The following is a 23,187-nucleotide window of genomic DNA, read 5'->3' on the forward strand; positions in this document are numbered from 1 at the left end:
GGGGGAGCCATTACGGCTTCACGGCAGCGGTGACTGGCCCTATCACGTTGTATGCGAAATGGACGATTAATAGCTACACGGTGAGCTTTGTCAGCAACGGCGGATCGGCGGTGAATAGTCAGTCCGTGAATTATAACGGCATGGCTGCGGAACCTGGCGCTCCAACTCGGACAGGTTATACGTTCGGCGGCTGGTACAGCGACGGCAATTTGACGAACGCCTACAGCTTTACGGCAAAGGTGACTGGCAATCTGACGTTGTATGCGGAGTGGACGATTAATAGCTACACAGTGAGCTTCAACAGCAACGACGGCTCAGAAGTGATTAGTCAGTCTGTAAATTATGGCGGATCCGCGACGAGACCTGCCGCCCCGACACGGGCAGGCTATACGTTCGACGCCTGGTACAGCGATAGCGACTTGCGGAGCCCTTACGGCTTCACGGCAGCGGTGACCGAAGACATCACGTTGTATGCGAAGTGGACGGCAAATAGCTACACGTTAAGCTTTGATAGTGACGGCGGAACGGCGCTAGCCTCTCAGACGGTACAAGCAGGAGAAGCGCTGAGTAAACTGCCTGCCCCGGCAAAGGACGGGTATATTTTCCAGGGCTGGTTTAGGGACAGCGATCATTTGCTAATTTTCGCAGAAGGAAGTTCCATTATCGAGGATACGACCTTGTATGCGAAGTATATGGATAGCGTGGATAATGCCGTACAGACTACGCCTAGCCACTCGATGCTGGATGTTTCGCCGAACTTCACGATTGCTGTTATAGATGCATCGGGCAATCTGACGGCATCCGAGGTTAAAGCGGGCATGACGTTCAAGGATATAGCGAATCCCGACTTCGCGGGGATTACTGTCACCCAAGGGAACGATCGCTTCACGGTAGCTTCGGCAGCCGAAGGCGGCGAGTTCGTCGAGGGCAACACCTACCAACTTACGTTGACGGACGACAACCTGCGTTTCCAAGGACAAGATGCGACGACGCGCATCTATGTGTTTAGCGTTGCCAAGCAAGAAGTCATGAATATTCCGCTCAATCCGAACTTGATCTATCTGGCCTTCGCCGAAGTCTCGGATATGATGCTGGATGGCGCGAATGTGAATTCGCCAGCCATACCTGTCGTCACGACGACGGTGGGCGGCAGCGGAAATACGCTGGCTGAGGCGAATGCAAGCAGTGGAACGTTCGTATATAGCGGGAGCGCCTCGATTAAAGTTGGCGATACCGTCGCCATCTATCAAGGGGTTCGCCCTGATCTTCGCACGGTAGAAACAACCGGTGAAGACGCTGGCGATGTTGCCTATGTCCAGATCACAGCGGTAAGCGGTACAACCTACGCTTATGGTCGTGCGGACTCGGATCAAGTGTTGTTCAAACCGGATGTGCTGCCGGTGAGCGTAGAGGCCGATACGGATGGAAATCCCGATAACAACTCCATCACGGTCGAGCACACCTTGATGAACTACAGCGACAGTATGTATGAGCCGCTTGGCTTGGATGAGCTGACTACGGTGGATGTGGGCGACTTTATCGGGTTTTATGAAGGCGAGTTCGCCATTAATGGTGAATTCGCTGATGAAGATTTGAGGATCGTCGGCTACGGGCTCATCACCTCTATTACGTCTGCGGCAGAGATGGACATCATTACGTATACCGATGCTACGGTAGAGGACGTTACAAATTCGTTCAACCTCTATCAGGAGCAAGCGATTAACGGAGACGTGCTATTGTCGGATGAGCAGATCGCGAGGCTCGAAGCGCAAATCGAGCAGCAAGCGATCGAGAGCGGATTCGTCGATCAAGCCGCGAGCTATCTGAGCGCCATTGCTTTGGAGACGAATGACTTCAAGGCACAGTCGAAGGTAGGTATACTATCGGCAGACACGGTAACGGTGGAGAATTTGACCGTCGTTGCTTCGCTCGGCACGAAGCTGAAGCACATTAACGGCCGAACCTCCGGCGTGAGCGCTACCCTGCAAGTAGGAGCCGACATTGTCGTCAATGGCGAAGAGGGCGCCCTTGTCATCCATATGACGGGTACCTTCATTCAGGAGATGAGTCTGGATCTCGGCGTTAATTCGGAGACGAAATGGCACTGGTATACCGTAAATACTTTTTTTGGTAGGATCCCTCTCTTCCCGGTCATTGATGATTATGTAATTACGGCGAATCTGGATGCCTATAGCTATACGGGGCTCAACATCACAGCGGAGATGGCTCTTGTCGAACACGACAAGCTGGGAGCTGCACTGGATGACTGGCTGGATGCGAAGACCTCGGGACTCTTTAGTCAAGTGAGGGACATCGCGACAGAGATCGAAGCGATCATGGCGGGCGTGCAAGATACCGACGTGGATGTGGAGACTCTGAAGGAACAGTATAAAGAGATGTTGGAGCAAGACACGGAATGGGTTCCGTTAATCGAGAAGGAAATTTTCGAGGCGAGCATGCGCGTAGCTTTAGGGATTGTAGAAATCAAATTTGAGGCCAAGTTTGTGGTCAGTGCTCAGGTCAACCTGACGATCGGGGCGGATTTCTACTATAAAATGGCGAAGCGTTACTCGGTGACATTGCGCGTACTGAGTTTTACCGGCACGAGCAATACAGTCAGCTTGCCGGGAGACGGCGATTATCAGTTTACCTTCTATGTGATGGGGACGCTCGGATTACGAGCCGGTATTAATCTGGAGGTAAAAGCGGGGATTGGAAGTGTCGAATTAAATAGCATTGGGATTTCTGCAGAACCCGGTGTGTATTTGAAGCTATGGGGTTACTTCTATTACCAGTTAAAAAATGTGAGCGGGGTAAAAAGCACGAAGTCTTTGGGCGCCCTGTATGTTGAGGTAGGCATCTATTTGGAGGTTGAGCTCGGCGCCCAATTGGGCGATGGTTTGCTCTCGACCGGCGTGGAGCTGGTCGATGAAGAGTGGCCGCTGTATACAATCGGGGAGACCAATAATGTCTACAACTTTGACTATTCGCAGGATGAGGCGCCCCTATTGAAAATGGCAGCCCGGGTGACCTCCGTTGCAGTACCGGAAATGCTGTTCACCATGCGTATGTTTGATTTGAAGTCAGGCGAAACGGATACCGAGAAGTATGACCTCTCGAGGTTTGATATCCAGGTGGACAATCCGAATTTCAAGTATGATCCGGATACCCAAAAGATCGAAGTGGTGGACAAAAAGATTCCGGTGAGTGAGGGCAATCTGGTCATCACCTGGAAAGGGGCGCCGCTGTCGTTCACGTCGGAACCGCTGAGGCGCAAGATTCCGTTAAATTGGATGGCTCGAACTGGCGACTATATTCTAGAGCTGTACCCTCGGAATGGCGGAGCAACTCAGGTGATTGCCGCCCCTTATAACGCGGCGATAAGCGTAACCGATCCGGTATATTCGGGATACACCTTTGACGGCTGGTATACGGCGCCTGAGGGTGGAACGAAGATCACGATTCCGAGCCAAATGCCTGCCGAGGATATGATTCTGTTCGCGCGCTGGATCGCGAATACGAATACGCCATATACGGTTAAGCATTACTTGATAGATCCGAACACCGGGACATCGACTTCGCCTGTGATTACGGAAAACTTGACCGGAACAACCGACACGAGAATTGTGATCAACTCCGAGAGGTTCAAGGATCAAGGGTATACGAATGGCACGGTAAGCGGAGCATTGCTCAAAGGCGACGGCACGACGGCTATCAGGGTTGAATATTATCCGACGAACCGAAAGATGACCTTCTCTTTGGGCTATGAAGGTGCACCGACAGGCAGTTCGATAACGGAACCGTTCGGTAAGAACATCGCCGGTCGGATACCGGTGCCGACAAGACCGGGTTATACGTTTGCCGGTTGGTCTCCGGAGGTTCCAAGCGTAATGCCGACTACGGACACGACTTATACGGCAAGGTGGACAGCCAAAACGGACACGCCTTACCAAGTCGTACATTTGCAGCAAGATATAAATATTCATAGCGGTACTTATACCGTTGTGGATAAAGAATCGTATCGCGGCACGACCGATGCCACGGTAAATTCGGCGGATGTAACGCCAAAGGTCTATGAGGGTTTTACCTTTGATCCGACTGCTGCGCAGACAGCTAGTATAGCGGGCGATGGCTCAACGGTGCTGAAGTTGTATTACAAGCGCAATAGCTACGCCATGACGATAAATTACAATGGTTCTGGCGAAGCGAGCAAGGTCGTTAACGTGCCGTTCGGGGCAACGACAGGGATTTACCTTGGCACTCCGGTTTGGCAGGGGCGTACATTCGCAGGGTGGATCTCGGACCCTCCGATAGCTGAGTCTTCGACAACGATGCCTGCCCATAATGTCGACTTTAAAGCACAGTGGACGCGGAACGGCTACACGGTAAGCTTCAACAGCAACGGTGGGTCGCCGGTGAGCAACCAGACGGTAGAATATGGCTCCCAAGCAAGCGAACCGGATCAACCGACGAAGGAGGATTTGGTGTTCGGCGGCTGGTATCGTGACAGCAACTTGCAGACTGTCTATGTCTTTAGCGCACTGATCACAGATAATCTCACGCTATATGCGAAGTGGCTGCGCGGTTACACGATAAGCTTCGACAGCAACGGCGGGTCGGCGGTGGCTGACCAGAAGGTGAACGAGGGAGACAAGGCTGCGGCGCCTGCCGCACCGACGAAGGAAGACTTTGTGTTCAGCGGCTGGTACAGCGACAGCGATTTGACGAGCGCCTATGACTTCGAGGCCAATGTTGTGACGCGCAGCTTCCCGCTGTATGCAAAGTGGACGAGTGTTCCAAAAGTCAGCTACACGGTGAGCTTCAACAGCAGGGGCGGGTCGCAGGTGGCTACCCAAACGGTGTACGAAGGCGCCGTAGCTGAGCAACCTGTCGCACCAACGCAAGAAGGTTCTACGTTCGAAGGTTGGTACGATAGCAGCAGCTTGACGAACCGCTTCAGCTTCTCGACACCGATCACGACTAACCTCACTCTGTATGCGAAGTGGACGGATAACATCTACACGGTGAGCTTCAACAGCAACGGCGGGTCGGCGGTGGACAGTAAATCGGTGATTCATAGAAATACGGTGGCGCAACCTGTCGCGCCAACATGGGAAGGTTATAGGTTCGATGGCTGGTTCAGCGATATCGAACTGAACAATAGATACATCTTCACGACATCGGTGATGGCTAACCTCACCTTGTACGCGAAGTGGACGGCTATTTACACGGTGAGCTTCAACAACAACGGCGGACCGTCTGTGGCTGATCAGAAGGTGGCAAGGGGCGGCACTGCTTACGTGCCTGATCCAACGACGCGAGCAGGTTATACGTTCGGCGGCTGGCACAGCGACAGCGAGTTGACGAACCGCTATAGATTCGATACACCGGTGACGGGCAATCTGACCTTGTACGCCTTGTGGACATTAAACGTCCACACGGTGACCTTTAACAGCAACGGCGGGCCAGCCGTAGAGAGCCAGGCGGTGGTTCCTGGCGACAAGGCTGTGGCGCCTGCCGTACCGAAACGGGCAGGCTACAAGTTCGAGGGTTGGTACAGCAACAGCAGTTTGACGACTGCATATAACTTCTCGTCAACGGTGACAAAGGACACCACGCTGTATGCGAAGTGGACGGAAACATCGTGGCTGCAAGTCGGCGACGAGATGATTGCGGGAGCGAGGGAGCAGTCCAAAGTCGTAATCGACAGCCAAGGCACTCCTTATATGGCTTATGTGACGTGGAATGGCGAAGTATTCGTGATGAAATACGTGGATAACGAGTGGCGGTCCGTCGAAAGTCCAACCGCTCTCGAGAAATCGGGTTCGGGTACTGTATCGCTTGCCATAGACAGCTTGGACACGCTTTACGTTGCTTATTCCAATCTATCTCTAAAAGCGGTCGTAAAGAAATATAATGAGGGCGCTTGGCAATCCGTAGGCAGCATAGAAGGAAGGGGCAACTACCCTTATATCGCCTTAGACAAGGATAACACTCCTTATATAGCTTACATCGATGACTCCCAGAGCTCCTATAATTCCATATATGTGGCGAAGTACACAGGCAGCAATTGGGAGAGGATAGACGATGGTACAATAGGGTCGGGTACAACTCGTAATCTAATTATGGCGTTTGACCCAAGCAAGACCCCTTATCTATTCTATACGTATAGATCATCGGGCGTTAAAACGAATGTGGTTAAATTCAACATCGCTGGCGAGGGCTATACGCAGGAGGAGCTTAGCAATTCCCAATTCCAGACAATTGGCATGTTGGATGCGTCATTCGCGCTTGATCCAAGCGGCGTACCTTATGTGGCCTATATGAGCAGTTCTACCAAAGTGAACGTGATGAAATATATGGGATCCACTTGGGAATCTGTAGGCACTTCCGGATTCACGATAACATCGGATGATTCGAAGGACTTATCTACCGCTATCGCATTTGACAGACTCGGCAATCCTTATGTTGCTTATCGAGATGCTGCAAGCGGCGGCAGAGTGACTGTGATGAAATATGGGGGCGGCAGTTGGAGTCTCGTAGAGAGGGCCGGCATCTCCGCCGATAACGTGTATGGGATACGTCTTGCCATGGACAGCAGCGACAACATCTATGTGAGTTATATCGTAGTCTCAACAGGTCCCATAACTGAAGGTAAAGTGTCCGTGATGAAGTATGATCCGGACTTCCATCAACCTTGACAGATCAGACTGGCAGAGCAGCCTGCTCCCTTCGGAGTAGGCTGTTTTGCTGTGAGCCCGACCGCGATTTTGCGGTGAATTTCATCAAATTAAAATGAGGCTTCTTACGAGTTCAGATCGAACTTTGCAAGAAGCCTATTTTAGCTTCGATCAGGGTCGTTCTGTCATGCAAAGCCCACAGAATAAGAAAAAATGAAGCAATTCAAAGAAATGCATCATGCATAATGAGGAAATGTGAATCCTCAGAAGGAAGGATGAATATTTCAATTCAGGTCGATTTGCAGTAGCTTTAGGCTATGCGAGATACCCAAATATCAGGAGGCGTTTGAGAAATGACCAATCGATTGAGGAATAACCTGAAGCTATGCGAAGTCTCCGATGCGAGTATGATTCTGTCGGGCCCGGTGTCTGCTCGAGGCCAAAATGCGGTTCATATATTAATGGAAGAAATTGAACGAAGGACGGGCATCCGCTTACCTGTTATGGATTCTCTTCCTAATGATCAACGGCCGCTCATCTCTATTAAAATGGTCAATTCCTCATCATCCCCAGCCTATGGTCGGGAAGGCTACCAGATCCGGATAAGTCAGTCGAACGGAAGACGGTTAATCGAAATTGAAGCGGCAGATGACAGAGGGATTCTGTATGGTGTTGGAAAGCTGCTAAGAATCATGGTTCTGACAAGAAACAAAATCGAAGTTCCAACTGATGTGGACTTGGCGGAAACACCGCATTTTTCTCTGAGAGGACATCAATTGGGCTACAGACCCAAAACCAATGCCTATGACGCGTGGACGCCAGAAATATATTCGCAGTATATTCGAGAGCTTGCACTGTTCGGGGCAAATAGTATCGAACTTGTACCGCCGATCACCGATGATGAAAGAACAGGACCGTTAATGAAGTATGATCCGTTGTTTATGATGCGTCATGTTTCGGAGGTGTGCGATGCGATGGATTTGGATGTGTGGATCTGGTACCCGAATATGGGCAGTCCGGACAACTGGTATCCCGCAACCGGCAATGATGAAGAGTTTATGAAGCCGGAATACTTGAAGCGGCAATTGGAAGAACGAGAAGAGATTTTCAGTTCCATGAAGCGAATTGATCATATTCTGGTTCCCGGCGGGGATCCCGGAGCATTAAACGCTCAGGATTTATTTGATTTTATGGCGATGGAAGCGGAATTGCTAAATAAGTATCATCCCAATGCGAAGCTGTGGGTATCCCCTCAAGCATTCAATCCAACGGATGAATGGCTGGATACGTTCTATACGAATGTGAGGAAAGAGCCCGCTTGGCTCGCTGGAGTCGCATTCGCGCCGTGGGAGAAACATTCGTTGCCGGAACTACGAAGATTGATCCCTGAAGGGATGAAGATTCGCAATTACCCGGATATTACGCATACGATCAACTCGCAGTACCCCGTGCACAACTGGGACACGGCATTTGCGATGACTCATTCCAGAGAATGCATCAATCCTCGGCCAATGGCTATGAAACATATTCATAATCTCCTAAAGGACGAAGGAATAGTCGGTTCGCTTACTTATTCGGAGGGCATTAATGACGATGTAAATAAATTTGTCTGGAGCGGACAGGATTGGAATCCCGACACGCCTGTTCTGGAGACGCTGAGGGAATATGCCCGTTTCCTCATTCATCCGGATGTGGAATACGGCGTCGCTAATGGACTACTTGCGCTGGAACGTAACTTCGAAGGACCGATGATTACGAATCGTCAAATCTCGCACACGTTGAATCATTGGCGGAAGATGGAATCCAGAGTGGACGAACAAGTTTTACAAAACTATCGATTCGAAATGGGACTGCTCAGAGCTTATTATGACGCGTATGTCCAAAGAAGGCTTATCCATGAGCAGGAGCTGGAGCAGCGTGCAATGGATGTTTTGTATCGCGCGAATGAGACAGGGATTATGCCGGCAATGGAACAGGCCGAAGAAATTTTGAATCGGAAATATTCACAACCCGTTTGTACGGATTACAGAGAAAAGTGTTTGGATCTGGCGGACCGTTTGTTTGCGCATATTGGCGCGCAGCTAACGGTGTCAAAACATCAGGGAGTCAGTATTACCCGCGGAGCTTTCGTAGAGGCGATTGACACCCCGCTAAACGATATGGCTTATCTATTGTCAGCCTTTCAAGTGATCAGGTCCATGGAGGAAGAGCTTGCAAGGAAAGAGGCCTTGGATGCCATCATTTATAGAACCGATCCTGGAGAGGGCGGGTTTTATACCAATTTTGCAGCAGACCAGTCGTTATTACGGGTTGAAATTGCTCATGAGTGGAAAGAGGATCCAGGTTATCTCAATACGGCGCTCATCAGACATAATCCGGGTTTGCTGGAAACGGCTTATTCCATTCTGAACGGCAGCAATTCGCATACGTTGCTTAGCCGGGAAACGTGTAATCGAATTCTTCCTGGTTTAACAAGTCCGCCGCTTGCCTGGATCTCCAATCTGTCTTCTTACTACTCGGCTCCAATTAAAGTAACCTATTCGAATTTGGACAGTCGCAGTTCCTACACCCTGCAAGTCATGGGACTCTGGGGAGGGGGCGTTGATATGCTTCTTAATGGCAAGAGTACGGCGGACAACAGGATCACGCACAGAGGACTGATGGAAACCTTTGAAGTCACTCCGGATATGATCCCGGACGGGAAACTAGAGATTGTTTGGGTTAACGAAGAAACGGGAATCGGCCCCTACATCAACGAATTGTGGTTGAAAAAAGATAACGGTTAAGGACAATCCTTAGTCTAAACTAGATTACATTAAAGGGATTGTGCTTTACTTGTGATAGATCAAACTAGTGATTTATCAAAGTTGAGGGGTATCCTATGAAAGCCAATCGATTGTTTTACCGCATCCTGCTTTATTTTCTCACATTGCTCGTTCCGTTGTTAATTGTGTCTTTTATCTTCTATGGATATCAAGCCATGCTGGCCAAGCAAGAAGACTCAAAAAAATTAATGTACTACTTGCAGTCATCGGCAAAAACCGTTGATTTGTATTTACGATCTGTGCATGAAGTCAGTCTCGGTTTGCTTAGCAACAAGGCGATTGCAACTGTTCTGAGACCAAACGATATGTTGACACTGGAACACAGAGTGCAAATGTCGGACATATCGGAAATGATTGCGAAATCCAAAAATATCATTGCCGAGTTTACGGAAAATATCTTTTTATACGTGGACCACGAACGGATTTATACGGTAGGCGGAGTTGACGACTTTTCGCTTTTTTTCGAAAAGTTCTATGTGCATCAGGAGTATCCTGTTGATTTTTGGAAAGGCTTGCTTGATCGGCGGGAGTCTTTTGAGATTCTTCCCCCGACCCCGGTCTCCGTTAATGGCCAGGGGAAGGGGAAGGTCATTCCTTTTATAACCAAATCGTACGTAAATAGTCACGATGCTGTAGTGGCGACCAATCTATCCGAAAGCAATCTATTAAAACTATTTACGGAAAATACAATTTTTAGAGAAAGCGATTTTTTTGTTATAGATGAAAATCGGCAATTGATGCTTAGCAGTAACTCGGAATTGATTGGCGAGCATTCCTTCCGCCAATTGGATTTGGCATTTGACAATCATGAAAAAAATTATCGGGAAATTCGCTTGAGCGACAAAAAGTATTTGCTCGCCTATGTAAACTCCGAAAGATACGGATGGAAGTATTATTCGTTGACTCCGCTTAGCGCGCTGAATCAGGAGTCACGGAGCACATTTCAATTCATTGTGGCCATTAGCGTAACCTTCTTAATTCTTGGCGTGGTGTTTTCATTTATTTTCAGTATAAAAATTTATAATCCAATAAGGAAAATTAGCGAGATCGTGAACGGGTTCGAAGAATTGGACGAAAGCGTGCCTTACAAAAATGATTTTGAATATATCGGCAAAAATATCCAGCAAATGCATGATAAAAGTACCCAAATCAAAAAACACAGTATGCAAATCTCCCGGGAGTTTCTGGATTACACCTTTTACGATGTGTTTACGGGAAGGCCGGTCGAGCCTGATACGTTGAACATTTTGAACAATATTCTTAAAAACGAATGGCTTTTTTCCGGGAATCGCTATGTTTGCCTAAACGTCTGGTTTCAATTTTCGGAGGCATTTTATGAGGAAGTGCAGGATACGGATCGACTTATTATTTTAAGCAAGCTGAAAAATGTCGTCAGTGCCTTGAGCCGTGAAGATACTCGCGCATATGTGCAGGAATACAACGATCTTCTTTTTGTTTGTGTGGTCAATATGGACGAAGACAATGAGAAAGCGGCGCTAGACAACATTATTCAAAATATTTATGCCACGTTTTCGTTCGATTTCAAGTATTGCCGGATTTCCATTGGAAGCGGTCGAACTTGCACCGAGCTGTCCGATTTAAGGCATTCTTTCAACGAAGCGATGACCGCGCTGCAACGTCGCAATGCGCAAGAGAAGTTTCAAGTTATTCATGCCGACGCGACCAAGGTTGAAAATTCATTTCTGTATTCGTCTCTGGAGGAGAATCAACTGATCCATGCCATCAACTCCGGGGACTTGAATGCGGTAACCGACAATGTCCGACTCATTATGGAGAAAAACCAAAAAAATAATGCATCCTATCAAGCAATGAATGGCTTGTATAACGAAATGATACGAACGGGATATAAGCTGATGACGGTAAAAGGCATGCATTACGAGCATATTTCCATGGAGGCAAAAACATTTCATACTAGTCCGGACAAACTGGTTATTCGGAATGAAGAGCAGTATGAGAAGCTTATGGCTTTTTATGCGCAGATTATTGAGGCGGAGAAGGACCGGAGCCATAATTTGAGTTCCATTGTGATCACGACAATGGACTATATCCAGACTCATCTGGAGCATGACTTGTATTTGGAAAAGATATCGGAGCAAATGGGGATTTCTACGAAGTATTTGTCGAAAATCTTCAAGGAGCAGACCGGCAACAATTTGACGGATTATATCAGTTTATTGCGAATATCCAAAGCCAAACAATTGTTGATCGAATCTGATTTCAGCATTAATGAGGTAGCCGAGAAAGTGGGAATATTCAATAGAACGACCTTTTTGCGGACATTTAAAAAATATGAGGGAGTATCTCCTTTGGAATTCAAGAAGCTCAATGAACAAAAAAAAGACAAAACGTCTCCTCGAACAGAAAAGGGAAGTGATGGATGAATGAAGACGGAAGCTTTGGCCTGGAAACAAATAAAGAGCAGCGGCTATTTATATTTGATTTTTCTGGTGCCTCTCGTGTACTTTCTTATTTTCAAGTACGGACCGATGTTCGGAATTCTGATCGCCTTTAAGGATTATAACGTGTTTCAAGGTGTATTAAACAGCGAGTGGGCAGGCTGGAAGCATTTCGAGAGTTTTATTTTCGATCCGTATTTTTGGAAGCTGGTTCGCAATACCTTGCTTTTAAACATTTATATGATCATCTTTTATTTTCCGGCGCCTATTCTACTTGCTTTGCTTCTGAATGAAATTCGCTTCAAGGCTTTTAAACGAGTGGTGCAAAGCATCAGCTATTTGCCTCATTTTTTATCTACGGTCGTTGTAGCCGGGATGCTCGTCAATTTCCTGGCTACGGATGGCTTGATTAATCAGATTATCGCATCTCTGGGCTTTAATAAAATCCAGTTTCTAATGCTGCCGGAATGGTTCCGGACGATTTATATCTCGTCTGATATTTGGCAGAAGATCGGCTGGGGATCGATCATTTATTTGGCTGCGTTAAGCGGCGTCGACCCTCACTTGTACGAAGCGGCAAAAATGGACGGCGCGAACCGGTTCAAGCAAGCCATACATGTTACTCTCCCTGGTATTTCTTCGGTTATCATGATTTTATTTTTGCTAACGCTGGGCGACTTAATGTCGATAGGGTTTGAGAAAATATTGCTGCTTTATACCGGTCCGACCTATGAAACAGCGGATGTGATCTCCACTTTCGTGTATAGGCGCGGCTTGCTTGGCGCTGATTTCAGCTATGGCGCAGCCGTTGGACTTTTTCAATCCGTCATTTCGTTTTTGTTGATCGTAGGCGCAAACTATGCAGCCAGAAAGCTGAATGCGACCAGTTTATGGTAGGAGAGGAGGATGGAAATGAACCTAAAGGGTATAAAAGCAGGGAAGATATTCGATGCTGCGAATATGTTATTCCTGATTGCATTGTGCATAACCATATTGTATCCGATTTACCACATGTTCATCGTATCGGTCAGCGATGGCCATGCCGTGCTCAGAGGCGATATCAAGTTGTGGCCGGTATCTCCGTCATGGGATACGTATAAGGCCGTTTTAAAGGATCCGGATATCCTCAATTCGTATAAAAATACCTTTTTGTATACGACTACAGGTACTTTGATCAATGTGACCCTGACTGCTTTTTGCGCATATCCGCTTGCTCGCAAAAAGTTCTATGGTCGATCCTTTTTCGCCGTACTGATCATATTTACGATGTTCTTCGAAGGCGGAATCATCCCTGAGTATATTGTGATTGACGCTTTGGGTCTCATCAACACGATGTGGGCGATCGTATTGCCTCCCGCGATTCATGTGTTCTACATGATAATCATGCGTACTTTCTTTCAGCAGATTCCGGAGGAAATTTACGAATCCGCTTACATCGACGGCGCAAATGATTTACGAATCTTTTTTCGTATCATCTTGCCTTTATCCGTACCGGTCATTGCGACGATTACCTTGTTTTATCTAGTCTGGCATTGGAATAGCTTCTTCCCTGCGCTGATGTATCTGAATGAGAAGAGCCAATATCCGATGCAGCTCATTATGCGAAACATTGTAATTGCCGGCAATGTAGCCGCGCAAGAATCGGCTGCTGCTTCGATGAATGCCATGATTACCGGACAAAACATCAAATATGCCGTTATTATTGTGACCATTGCTCCGATATTGGTCGTGTACCCGTTCATTCAAAAGTATTTTGTCAAAGGCATGATGGTTGGATCATTGAAAGGTTGATGCTATTGCATTTTTGAAAGGGGGGATGCGGGGCGTCTTTGCAAAAAGGGAAGTCATCATTCCATTGGGAGGGTTTTGTATGTTGAAAACGAAAAAACTTGCGTCAGGACTCATGTGTACTCTGCTTGCAAGTATGCTCTTGATCGGAGCTTGCAGTAATGGGAACAATTCGTCGCCCACAGAGAAAAAAGACGCTGAAGGCGGGAAACAATCGTCGCAGCCATTGAAGTTAAGCTGGATGTTGGAGGACAATCCCAATCAACCCATTCTCTCGGACACTCCGGTCATTCGGGAAATACTTGGCCAGACCAACGTGCAATTACAACTGGAGGCGGTGCCGACAAGCAGCTATGAAGAGCGAAAGAGCGCGCTGATCGCAACGAATAATATTCCCGACCTTCTCACGGTTGATTTGAATGACATTCAGATGTTTGCCCGAACCGGCATTTTCCTGAACATATCTGATTATTTGGATCAGGCTCCCAATTTTAAAAAAGCGATTGAAGGCAGAGAAGATTATAAGAAGATGCTGGTGGATGGCAAGTTGTACGCTTTCCCGACATTGGAATATTATCGTGTGGCTGTAGCTCCCCAACCGCTTATGCGCGTGGATTTGCTGGAGGAGTTGAAGCTCGAGGAGCCCCGTACGTTTGATGAGCTTTTTGATGTACTGCTCGCTTTTAAAGAAGCGTATCCGGAGAGTATCCCTTTTGTCGGCAGTCGCAGAGGGACGACGTACATGCTGGGTCAACTGGCATACCCTATGGGAGCAGGGGGTTTCGAAGGTTTTTCGGAGACCGGCATGTATTTCGAACCGAGAGAAAACAAATACGTTTTTGGTCCGACAAGCGAAAACTATAAAGACGTCGTTGCTTACTTGAACAAATTGTACAGTCACGGGCTGCTTGATCCCGATTATGCAGTCAATACGCAGGAAATGGCTGTGGAGAAATTGTCTTCCGGACGGTCCTTATTTACTTATGACAACAACACGCATGCGGTAAGATTATTTAATCCGGCGATTGCCGAAATCAATCCGAAAGCCAAATTCGATATTATTGGTCCCCTGCAGAATCAGTACGGAGAAACGAGAAGCTTGCGATATGAACAAGATTGGCTTGGCACAAGCACCGCCATTAGCTCCAAGGTGAAAGATCCCGAAGCAGTCGTTCGCTTTATGGACTGGTTATATTCGGAAGAGGGCATGCTGGCTACTAATTTCGGGATCGAAGGCGAGACTTATGAAATGAGAGACGGGCAGCCGTACATTTTGCAGAAAATTCTGGATGATCATAAGGATCAACAGGATGTATTCTCGGCTACTCAGAGTACATTGGGCGTGGGTTATCTTACATTTGCGAAGTATGTTCACGAAGGTACGCTGGCTGACATATCCGAAGATCTGCTTATTGAAATGTCGGAATATATTGACCGTCTTACCGAAGAAGGCACGATTCGATTTATGGGCATCGATCCTCCATTTACCGAGGAGGAGTCCGAAACATTGAGGAAATTGGAAGTTCAAGTTACGACTATTTTCGAGCAAAATGTAGACAGATTCATTATGGGCACGCGGCAGATGAGCGAATGGGACGCGTTTCGCCAGCAGATGATGGATGCAGGAGTCGACAAGATCGAGAAAATTTATAACGATGCGTTGTCGCGTCTATAGGAGACACAAAAAAATGATCATTGACCAACTCGATAATGCAGCTATCTATACAGGACTTCAGGTCAAGCTTAAGGCTGCGCTGAACTATTTGCAAAGCAATCCCTTGAACGACTGGGAGCCCGGCAGATATGATATCGATGGCAGCGACATGTTCTTGCTGCTGCAACAGTACGAGACGCGCGAAGCGGAAGACAGCTTTTGGGAGGCCCATCAAAATTATATAGACGTGCAGTACATGCTGCAGGGAAGCGAAAACATGGGATTTGCCCATGCGAACCGATTAACAGTAAAGAAACCATACGATCCTGTTAAAGATTTTGTCGTCCTGGAGGGCGAAGGGGATACCGTGACCGTACATGAAGGAAGCTTCGCCATATTTTATCCCCAGGACGCGCATATGCCCTGTCTGTCTTGCGGAAAACCGGAGATGGTCAAAAAAGCCGTAATAAAAGTGAGGTCCGTATGAACAGTAAACAATTGATGAATGAGCTGAAAAACGGAGGTCGCGTGTACGGGACATTAATCGTATCGACTTCCCCCAGATGGCCTCAAGAAGTGAGCAAGCTTGATATTGATTTTGTGTTTCTCGATGCCGAACATATGGCGTTGGATCGCAATTTGTTGTCCTGGATGTGTCAGACCTACAAGGCGATGAATTTGGCGCCGATCGTGCGCATCCCTTCGCCGGATCCCTATCAGGCGAGCATGGCGCTTGACGGCGGCGCTTCCGGAATTATCGCGCCTTACATCGAAACGGCCGAGCAAGTAAAAGCGCTCAGGGCAGCCGTCAAACTCCGGCCGTTAAAAGGTCAGCTCGCAAGACGGCGCGCCGATTTGCAAGGCCAACCGTCCGATCCGGCGGAAGCGGAGTTAAATGAATATATCCAGGAGTATAATGAATCCAATCTGCTCATTGTAAACATCGAAAGCGTTCCCGCGCTAGAAGCGCTTGACGACATTCTTGCCGTGGATCAACTGGATGCGGTTCTTATCGGACCGCATGATTTGTCCTGCAGTTTGGGAGTGCCGGAACAGTATCGCCATCCCCTCTTCGTGGAAGCCGTCGAAACGATTATTAGCAAGGCGAGGGCGGCAGGGGTCGCTGCGGGGATCCATTATTTCTTTGGAATCGACCAGGAAATTCAGTGGGCGAAGGCCGGTTTGAATTTGCTTGTTCACGCTTCGGATATGACGGCTTTTATGGCGCGCATGTCGGACGAAATAACGGAGATTAAACAGGCGTTGGGCGATCCGATTCGTGAATTGCATAACCGTATAAATATATAGTCGATTTTAAAGCATGATGGAAGGTATGGTAAATATGAAACCAAAAGTGTACGTTACAAGACAAATTCCGGATGAAGTTTTGGCAATGATTCGGCAGGCCTGCGAGGTTCGTGTATGGTCAGAGAGCGATGTGCCGGTGCCGAGGGATGTTTTGGAACGAGAGATTGCCGATGTCGAAGGTTTGTATTGTTTGCTGACTGATCAGGTCGACGAGGCGCTTCTGGAGCGGGCTCCCCGATTAAAGATAGTCAGTAATATGGCGGTAGGATACAACAACATTGATGTAGAAGCGGCGACACGACGCGGTATCATGGTGACCAATACGCCTGATGTACTGACAGAAACGACGGCGGATCTTACTTTCGCGCTATTGATGGCCACTGCACGGCGGCTGCTGGAGGCTTCGGATTACTTGCGTAGAGGAGACTGGCAGACTTGGTCGCCTATGTTGCTGACGGGTCAAGACGTGTTTGGCTCTACTCTCGGTATTATCGGCATGGGGCGCATCGGCGAAGCGCTGGTTAGGCGTGCCAAAGGCTTTAACATGAATGTGCTGTATTACAACCGCACACGGAAGGAAAAGACAGAAGAAGCTTACGGCATTCGATACACCGATATGAACGAGTTGCTTCGTATGTCAGACTTCGTTTGTGTGCTGACACCTTATACTCCACAGACGCATGATTTGATTGGCGCGGCAGAGCTGCGTCGGATGAAGCCGACAGCTGTACTTATCAATACCTCCCGCGGCGGCATTGTCAATGAGGATGCCTTGTATGAGGCGCTGCGAGACGGCACGATCTGGGCTGCCGGCCTGGACGTGTTCGAGCGCGAGCCGGTAGTCCCTGATCATCCGTTGTTGACTTTGCCAAACCTGGTCAGTTTGCCTCACATCGGCAGCGCCAGTGTTGCAACGCGTATCCAAATGGCGCGCTTGGCCGCTAATCAATTGATCGATGCGATCAACGGTCATCGTCCGGCGCATCTGGTGAATCCGAACGTGTAGGAACCGTGAAGACAATAGCCCCTTCCCATCCTGTAAATCGGGATGGGAGAGGGGCTATGGCTCATTGCTATTCGTCATAAAATCAGTCGCTAACGGTTTCCATAAACAATTGATGAAGCGCTTCCGATTTCATCCCGGTAGTAACCTCCGCATTTGGCGTCTGATCGGATGCTATTGTCATTCCACGGGTCAATTTACCTGAAGTTTCTACACGAAGATGCATCGGACGGGTCTCGAAGTAAGAGCGGTCAAAGCACCACGCAAGCGGAGCAAGATCATACATTACCGGTCCTGGCTTGCTTCCTTTGCTCGGCCACCACCGCTTTATGCAATCTCCGAGAAAAGCGCCAAGCTCGGCGTTGCCGTTCTCGATGATACGGCAGTCCTCCGGGCTCAGGATCAACTGGCGGGTTACGCTCCAGGTACCGAAAAACAGCGGGATACCGGATGTCAGCACCACCTCGGCCGCTTCCGGATCCCAAGTGATATTGTGCTCCTGTCGATGAACTTGCACCTCGCCGCCCATCAGCGCAATGCTGCGGATTTTGGATGCAATGGACGGCCGGAGACGCAAGGCCAAAGCAATATTGCTTAACGGCCCGATTGCCGCAATTGAGATATCCTGGGGGTACCGCTCAACCATTTGGATAATCAGCTCCGCCGCGTTTACCCTCTCTTCTTCCCGTTCACGCTCTTCGCGAGGAATCGCCGCGTATTGATTTAACCTTTTTTCGGTTGTCATCTTAGCAAGCTCTTCATCGGACAATCCTCGCATCGGCAATTCAATGCCGGAACCGACTGGAATGTCTGTTTTCCCGATCAGCTTCAAACAATGTTTGACTATTTTTGAACGTTTGTCGGCCCATGGCGTTACTGTTGTGATGGCTTTAATGTCCAGGTGCGGACATAGCAAAGCAAACGTCAGCGCAAGCACATCATCCACATCGTCTCCGATATCGGTATCTACGATTATTCGAGTCATGGCGATTCTCCCTTAGGATATTAAAATGAAAAACACTGGAATATTAAGGTTCTGCCCCATTATTGAACACGCAAACTTCGTTTGTCAATAAGTATTCTCTGCTCCTGCATGTTTTTTTGATAGTATGCTTCATTCCGAATAAAGTGTTGCAAAATGATACAGTTAAAACGGGAAAACAGACTATTAATTAAAATTTCTATGAGATATACTAAATACAAAATCGATATTATGTTATTTAGTTGCATAATTAAACAATAAACGATAAAGGGAGGAGCAATCCTATGAGCATCAAAACTTTAGTCGTGGCGCCTTATGCTGGACTGGCAGAGCTGACAAACATCTTGAAAGCCGAGCTGGAGGAGTTCGATATTACAGTCATACAAGGAGATCTCTCGGAGGTTCTCCCCCAAATCGATAGCTTTCATTTACAGGGATACGACTTGATCATTAGCCGGGGGGGAACGGCGACTCTGCTTAGTAAACATTCCTACCTCCCTGTCATTGATATTCAGGTATCCGGCTTTGATATATTGCGAATGCTGACATTGGTTAAGGGATTTCAGGCGCCCGTGGAGATGATTGGTTTTCGGAATGTGATTGAAGGGATTATCTCGGGTTCGAACTTGATGGATATGGATATATCCTACACGGTTATCCATCATCAGGACGAAGTTGATCAAGCCCTGCAAGCGGCAAAATCAAAGGGAGTCAAAGTGATAGTTGGAGACAACATTACCGTAAAGAAGGCAACGGGATACGGAATGCAGGGGGTATTAATTACTTCTGGTCCAGAATCCGTTAAAGCGGCATTTACCCAAGCCAAGCAAATCTATAAGATATCCCAAACCTATAAGGTTAAGAACCAAGCATTCGAAACCCTTCTGAGCACGATGGAGACGGGATATGCGATCGTAGACCAAGAGGGGACAGTCAAATATGCAAACCAAGCATTTAGGGATTTATTGAAACTGAAAGAGTCGCAATCCAATCTATTTCGATCCTACTCCTATTTGCAAAAACTGCTAGTTAATCTAGGCCAGGGAATTACACTGGATCATCAAATGATGATGGTTGACCAAGAAGGACAATTCGCTCTTACCGGAGATGAAATCCCAATGGAAAGCGATTTGAAAGTGTATTACTTAAAGGCCAGACCTGCCGCGCAAGCTGCTGATGCCGACATACATTTCGGCTATTCCGCCGGATTAAACCATACATTCCCGCCATTAATAATGACGCAAGCCGTTTATTCGAAAGAAAAGGCGAGCTATACACTTCCGATGGCCGTTTATGGAAAAGAGGGAGCGGGCAGACGGCTGTTTGTTCTTGGCAGCTTGATGGATCATTCGAAGACTATGGTTGAGATCAAAATATTCAAATCGGCCGAGGCATCGTTCAGAGCATTGTTAGCCCTGATTTCGATATGCAATGAAGATCAAATTTTATATATTAGCGGCGCCGAGAACTTGACGCTTACAGCGCAAGAGGAGTTCGCAATTACGTTAGAAAAGGTCGCGGCCAAGACGGTTTTCTCCTTTCTCGAAGATCCCGTCTTTATGCTGGAGCAAACACAAATCGATAAGAAGCTTTACAACTTCTTCAAAAAACAGATTGTTTACATTGCTCCTTTACATGAAAGAAGGGCGGATTTAGAGGAATATATACGCGCTTTTCTAATCTCATTCAACGAAAAATACGGAAAACAAATAGTGGGTGTTCGACCGGAAGTTATAGAAGCGTTACATGATCACTCATGGGCAAACAATTTATTCGAGCTCAAAGATGTTATGGAGCAGTTTGTCCAACATACTTCCAGTGAGTACATTGATACGAATGTGTTGCCCATCCTTTACGGCTTGCAGCAAAATCAAAAAAACAAGGGTTCCTTAGATCCAGAGCTTACAGGACTGAATTTAAATCAAACTCTTGATCACATAGAAAAAGACATTATTCAAATCGTATTGGAGCAGGAAGGCATGAATCAATCGCACGCTGCTAATCGATTGGGTATTAATCGTTCGACCTTATGGAGAAAGCTGAAGGGATAGGGTGTGTGCTAGTGAAGGTTGCTATAATCGCGGATGATCTTACAGGAGCAAATGATACAGGCGTGCAGTTTTCTCGGAAAGGGTTATCGACCACGGTTTTATTGGACCTTAAGATTCAAATTTCCAGTAAACAGGATGTTGTTGTATTCGATACAGACAGCCGTTCTTTATCTAAGCAGGAAGCCGTTGAACGGGTCGATAGAGTATGTGATTACATTAAACAACAAGAAGTGCTGCCCGAAATCATCTATAAGAAAATTGATTCCACGCTTAGAGGGAATATAGGCGGAGAATGGGATGCCATTTATCGCGCGTTTCAACCGGACTTCATTGTAATTGCACCTTCTTATCCCAAGATGGCAAGAATCATGAAAAACGGAAGCATGTTTGTTAATGGATCATTGCTTCATGAGACAGCTACATCGAAGGACCCCAAAAATCCGTCAACGAACTCCTCTCTTCCGGAGTTGTTAAGGGGGCAATCGGAAAAACCGTTCGCTCTCCTGACAACCGAGCTGCTAAGAGGCGATCGCGAACGGCTGACCGAGAGAATTAAACAATTATATGAGGCGGGCATTCCTTATCTGCTTTTCGATGCCGAAACGGACGAGGATCTGGCGAACATAGCAGGATTATTCCGAGGGGGGGATTACCATGTGATTTGGTCGGGATCAGCAGGATTGGCCAACGCTTTAACGACCCAAGTCTCGGCAATGGAATCCAATAAAGCACATCCTTCTACTGATTCCGATTTGGTTATGGTCGTAGTAGGAAGTGTGAACGCGGCATCCAGGCGGCAGTTGGATTACTTATTGCAGCAAGAGAATGTCATCGGGATCGAATTGAATTCGTTATTGGCATTGACGGAAGAAGGAAGAATGACAGAGTATGAACGGGTTTCCTATTTGGCTCTTCAAGCTGTACTTGATAAACAACATGTCGTTCTTTATTCGTCAGCCGGTCCCGCAACGATACTGAGCGCTCGAAGGCAAGGAAGAGAGCATGGAATGGACGCCAATCAAGTGAGCAACACGATAAGCGACGCACTAGGAAAGGCGGCGGCACGCATCATTAAGCAATGCGGTGTATCCAACCTGGTGCTGACAGGCGGAGATACGGCCAAGCAGGTTTGCTTGCATTTGGGGGCAGGGGAATTCGAGTTGATTACTGAGATTGAAGCAGGCGTTCCTGTGGGCAGATTGTCTGTTCACAAGGGAATTAACGTGATTACGAAAGCGGGCGGCTTCGGCGGAGATGAAGTATTGCAGCGAGCCTTGGAAACGTTTACAGGGGGTGGGAGACAATCAAACCGATAATAGGAATAACGATGGGGGATGCAGCAGGCGTCGGACCGGAAATCATTGTTAAGGCGCTTCGGCATCAATCGATTTACGAAAAATGTCGCCCCGTAGTCATCGGCGATGCCCGGATTCTGCAGAGAGCGATAGAGGTTGTTCATGCGTCGGACATACGGCTCCATAACATGAATGAACTGAAGGATGCGCGATTCGCTTATGGCAGTATGGATTGTCTGGATCTCGCTCTGTTGGATAAAAACATTCCGTTTGGAAAGCTCTCTGCCGCAGCTGGCAATGCTGCCTTTCATTATGTAGCAAAAGCAGTCGAATTGGCCAAGGAGGGATTCATAGATGCCATTTGTACAGCGCCTCTAAATAAGGAAGCGCTGCAACTGGGAGGACATCCATATCCGGGACATACCGAAATATTAGCAGACTTAACCGGCACGAAGGAATATTCGATGATGCTCTCGACGGCTAAGCTGAAAGTCATCCACCTGACTACTCATGTTGGATTGCTGAAAGCCATCGAAATGATTACGCCGGATAGAACCTTTAATGTCATTCGGCTTGCTTACGATACGTTGAAGAGAGCGGGAAATGAGAATCCCAAAATTGCTGTATGCGGAATTAACCCGCATGCAGGAGAAAATGGCTTATTCGGAAATGGAGAGGAAGAAGAGAAGCTTGTACCTGCTATTGAGCGCGCAGTCGCGCTAGGGATGGATGTTACGGGTCCCTATCCGGCAGATACTTTGTTCTTCAGGGCTATGCGAGGCGACTTTGATATTGTTGTCGCTTGTTATCATGATCAAGGTCATGCACCCGTAAAAGTATTAGGCATCGAATCGGGAGTGAACATCACTGTCGGATTAAACGGCGGCATTATAAGAACCTCCGTTGATCATGGCACGGCTTTTGATATTGCAGGTCAAAATCTGGCCGATGAAAGCAGCTTGATTGCAGCGATTCATTCGGCTATAGAATTGTCGCCTTTAACCTTACACGACTAGGAGTGATTACTAATGGAGTATAACAAACCTGTAAGACCAGAGAATATGAAGCATGTTACGATTTATAGGAATGATGGGGAGTTCAGCTCATGGCCTTTTAACGCGGGCATGTGGAAGATTAATGAAAATAATATTCTAGTAGGGTTTATGAATATTCCATGCGATTAT

At 47.6% G+C, this 23,187-nt stretch carries 13 protein-coding genes; 12 read left to right on the top strand and 1 reads right to left on the bottom strand.

The window, feature by feature from the left end; all coding sequences use genetic code 11:
- The first annotated feature begins 80 nt into the window (after positions 1 to 80).
- From PAT3040_RS11745 to PAT3040_RS11785, 9 genes are all read left to right on the top strand, one after another.
- Positions 81 to 6,701, top strand: coding sequence for an InlB B-repeat-containing protein (locus tag PAT3040_RS11745; protein WP_258234946.1), 6,621 nt, complete (start codon positions 81 to 83; stop codon positions 6,699 to 6,701).
- Positions 6,702 to 7,033: 332 nt separating this feature from the next.
- The gene (locus PAT3040_RS11750; RefSeq protein ID WP_108992808.1) at positions 7,034 to 9,466 is read left to right on the top strand and encodes a hypothetical protein; all 2,433 of its coding nucleotides are present in this window, start codon (positions 7,034 to 7,036) and stop codon (positions 9,464 to 9,466) included.
- A gap of 95 nt (positions 9,467 to 9,561) precedes the next feature.
- Complete coding sequence (locus PAT3040_RS11755) at positions 9,562 to 11,907, top strand: helix-turn-helix domain-containing protein (RefSeq protein WP_108992809.1); 2,346 nt, start codon at positions 9,562 to 9,564, stop codon at positions 11,905 to 11,907.
- A complete protein-coding gene (locus PAT3040_RS11760) occupies positions 11,908 to 12,819 on the top strand; it encodes an ABC transporter permease (protein ID WP_108992810.1) in 912 nt (303 codons plus the stop codon).
- Positions 12,820 to 12,834: 15 nt separating this feature from the next.
- On the top strand, positions 12,835 to 13,713 hold the full coding sequence (locus PAT3040_RS11765) for a carbohydrate ABC transporter permease (RefSeq protein ID WP_108992811.1): 879 nt from the start codon (positions 12,835 to 12,837) through the stop codon (positions 13,711 to 13,713).
- A 79-nt stretch (positions 13,714 to 13,792) separates the two neighbouring features.
- Positions 13,793 to 15,385, top strand: coding sequence for an extracellular solute-binding protein (locus PAT3040_RS11770; protein WP_179215856.1), 1,593 nt, complete (start codon positions 13,793 to 13,795; stop codon positions 15,383 to 15,385).
- Positions 15,386 to 15,398: 13 nt separating this feature from the next.
- Positions 15,399 to 15,851, top strand: coding sequence for a NanQ anomerase/TabA/YiaL family protein (locus PAT3040_RS11775; RefSeq protein WP_181376572.1), 453 nt, complete (start codon positions 15,399 to 15,401; stop codon positions 15,849 to 15,851).
- The gene (locus PAT3040_RS11780; RefSeq protein WP_087571111.1) at positions 15,848 to 16,672 is read left to right on the top strand and encodes an HpcH/HpaI aldolase family protein; all 825 of its coding nucleotides are present in this window, start codon (positions 15,848 to 15,850) and stop codon (positions 16,670 to 16,672) included. The genes PAT3040_RS11775 and PAT3040_RS11780 overlap by 4 nt, the downstream gene beginning before the upstream one ends.
- A gap of 34 nt (positions 16,673 to 16,706) precedes the next feature.
- The gene (locus PAT3040_RS11785; protein WP_108992813.1) at positions 16,707 to 17,678 is read left to right on the top strand and encodes a 2-hydroxyacid dehydrogenase; all 972 of its coding nucleotides are present in this window, start codon (positions 16,707 to 16,709) and stop codon (positions 17,676 to 17,678) included.
- Between the two features lie 82 nt (positions 17,679 to 17,760).
- Here the strand turns inward: PAT3040_RS11785 and PAT3040_RS11790 are convergent, their stop codons facing one another.
- Entirely contained in the window at positions 17,761 to 18,660 is a 900-nt protein-coding gene (locus PAT3040_RS11790; protein WP_108992814.1) for a nucleoside hydrolase, read from the bottom strand.
- A 281-nt stretch (positions 18,661 to 18,941) separates the two neighbouring features.
- Between PAT3040_RS11790 and PAT3040_RS11795 the strand changes: the two genes are divergently transcribed.
- Genes PAT3040_RS11795 through pdxA form a run of 3 tightly spaced genes read left to right on the top strand, consistent with a single transcriptional unit; the run spans position 18,942 to position 23,019 of the window.
- Entirely contained in the window at positions 18,942 to 20,708 is a 1,767-nt protein-coding gene (locus PAT3040_RS11795) for a PrpR N-terminal domain-containing protein (RefSeq protein WP_108992815.1), read from the top strand.
- Positions 20,709 to 20,719: 11 nt separating this feature from the next.
- The gene (locus PAT3040_RS11800) at positions 20,720 to 22,024 is read left to right on the top strand and encodes a four-carbon acid sugar kinase family protein (RefSeq protein WP_181376573.1); all 1,305 of its coding nucleotides are present in this window, start codon (positions 20,720 to 20,722) and stop codon (positions 22,022 to 22,024) included.
- A gap of 11 nt (positions 22,025 to 22,035) precedes the next feature.
- The gene (gene pdxA / locus PAT3040_RS11805) at positions 22,036 to 23,019 is read left to right on the top strand and encodes a 4-hydroxythreonine-4-phosphate dehydrogenase PdxA (RefSeq protein WP_108992817.1); all 984 of its coding nucleotides are present in this window, start codon (positions 22,036 to 22,038) and stop codon (positions 23,017 to 23,019) included.
- The last annotated feature ends 168 nt before the right edge of the window (positions 23,020 to 23,187 follow it).

It is taken from the genome of Paenibacillus agaridevorans (genome assembly GCF_003112455.1).
Classification (GTDB): Bacteria; Bacillota; Bacilli; order Paenibacillales; family Paenibacillaceae; genus Pristimantibacillus; species Pristimantibacillus agaridevorans.

Excerpts from the sequence above, each read along its gene's own strand:
- PAT3040_RS11750 (WP_108992808.1), top strand. The coding sequence starts at position 7,034 with ATGACCAATCGATTGAGGAATAACCTGAAGCTATGCGAAGTCTCCGAT.
- PAT3040_RS11755 (WP_108992809.1), top strand. The coding sequence starts at position 9,562 with ATGAAAGCCAATCGATTGTTTTACCGCATCCTGCTTTATTTTCTCACA.
- PAT3040_RS11760 (WP_108992810.1), top strand. The coding sequence starts at position 11,908 with ATGAAGACGGAAGCTTTGGCCTGGAAACAAATAAAGAGCAGCGGCTAT.
- PAT3040_RS11765 (WP_108992811.1), top strand. The coding sequence starts at position 12,835 with ATGAACCTAAAGGGTATAAAAGCAGGGAAGATATTCGATGCTGCGAAT.
- PAT3040_RS11770 (WP_179215856.1), top strand. The coding sequence starts at position 13,793 with ATGTTGAAAACGAAAAAACTTGCGTCAGGACTCATGTGTACTCTGCTT.
- PAT3040_RS11775 (WP_181376572.1), top strand. The coding sequence starts at position 15,399 with ATGATCATTGACCAACTCGATAATGCAGCTATCTATACAGGACTTCAG.
- PAT3040_RS11780 (WP_087571111.1), top strand. The coding sequence starts at position 15,848 with ATGAACAGTAAACAATTGATGAATGAGCTGAAAAACGGAGGTCGCGTG.
- PAT3040_RS11785 (WP_108992813.1), top strand. The coding sequence starts at position 16,707 with ATGAAACCAAAAGTGTACGTTACAAGACAAATTCCGGATGAAGTTTTG.
- PAT3040_RS11790 (WP_108992814.1), bottom strand. The coding sequence starts at position 18,660 with ATGACTCGAATAATCGTAGATACCGATATCGGAGACGATGTGGATGAT.
- PAT3040_RS11795 (WP_108992815.1), top strand. The coding sequence starts at position 18,942 with ATGAGCATCAAAACTTTAGTCGTGGCGCCTTATGCTGGACTGGCAGAG.
- pdxA (WP_108992817.1), top strand. The coding sequence starts at position 22,036 with ATGGGGGATGCAGCAGGCGTCGGACCGGAAATCATTGTTAAGGCGCTT.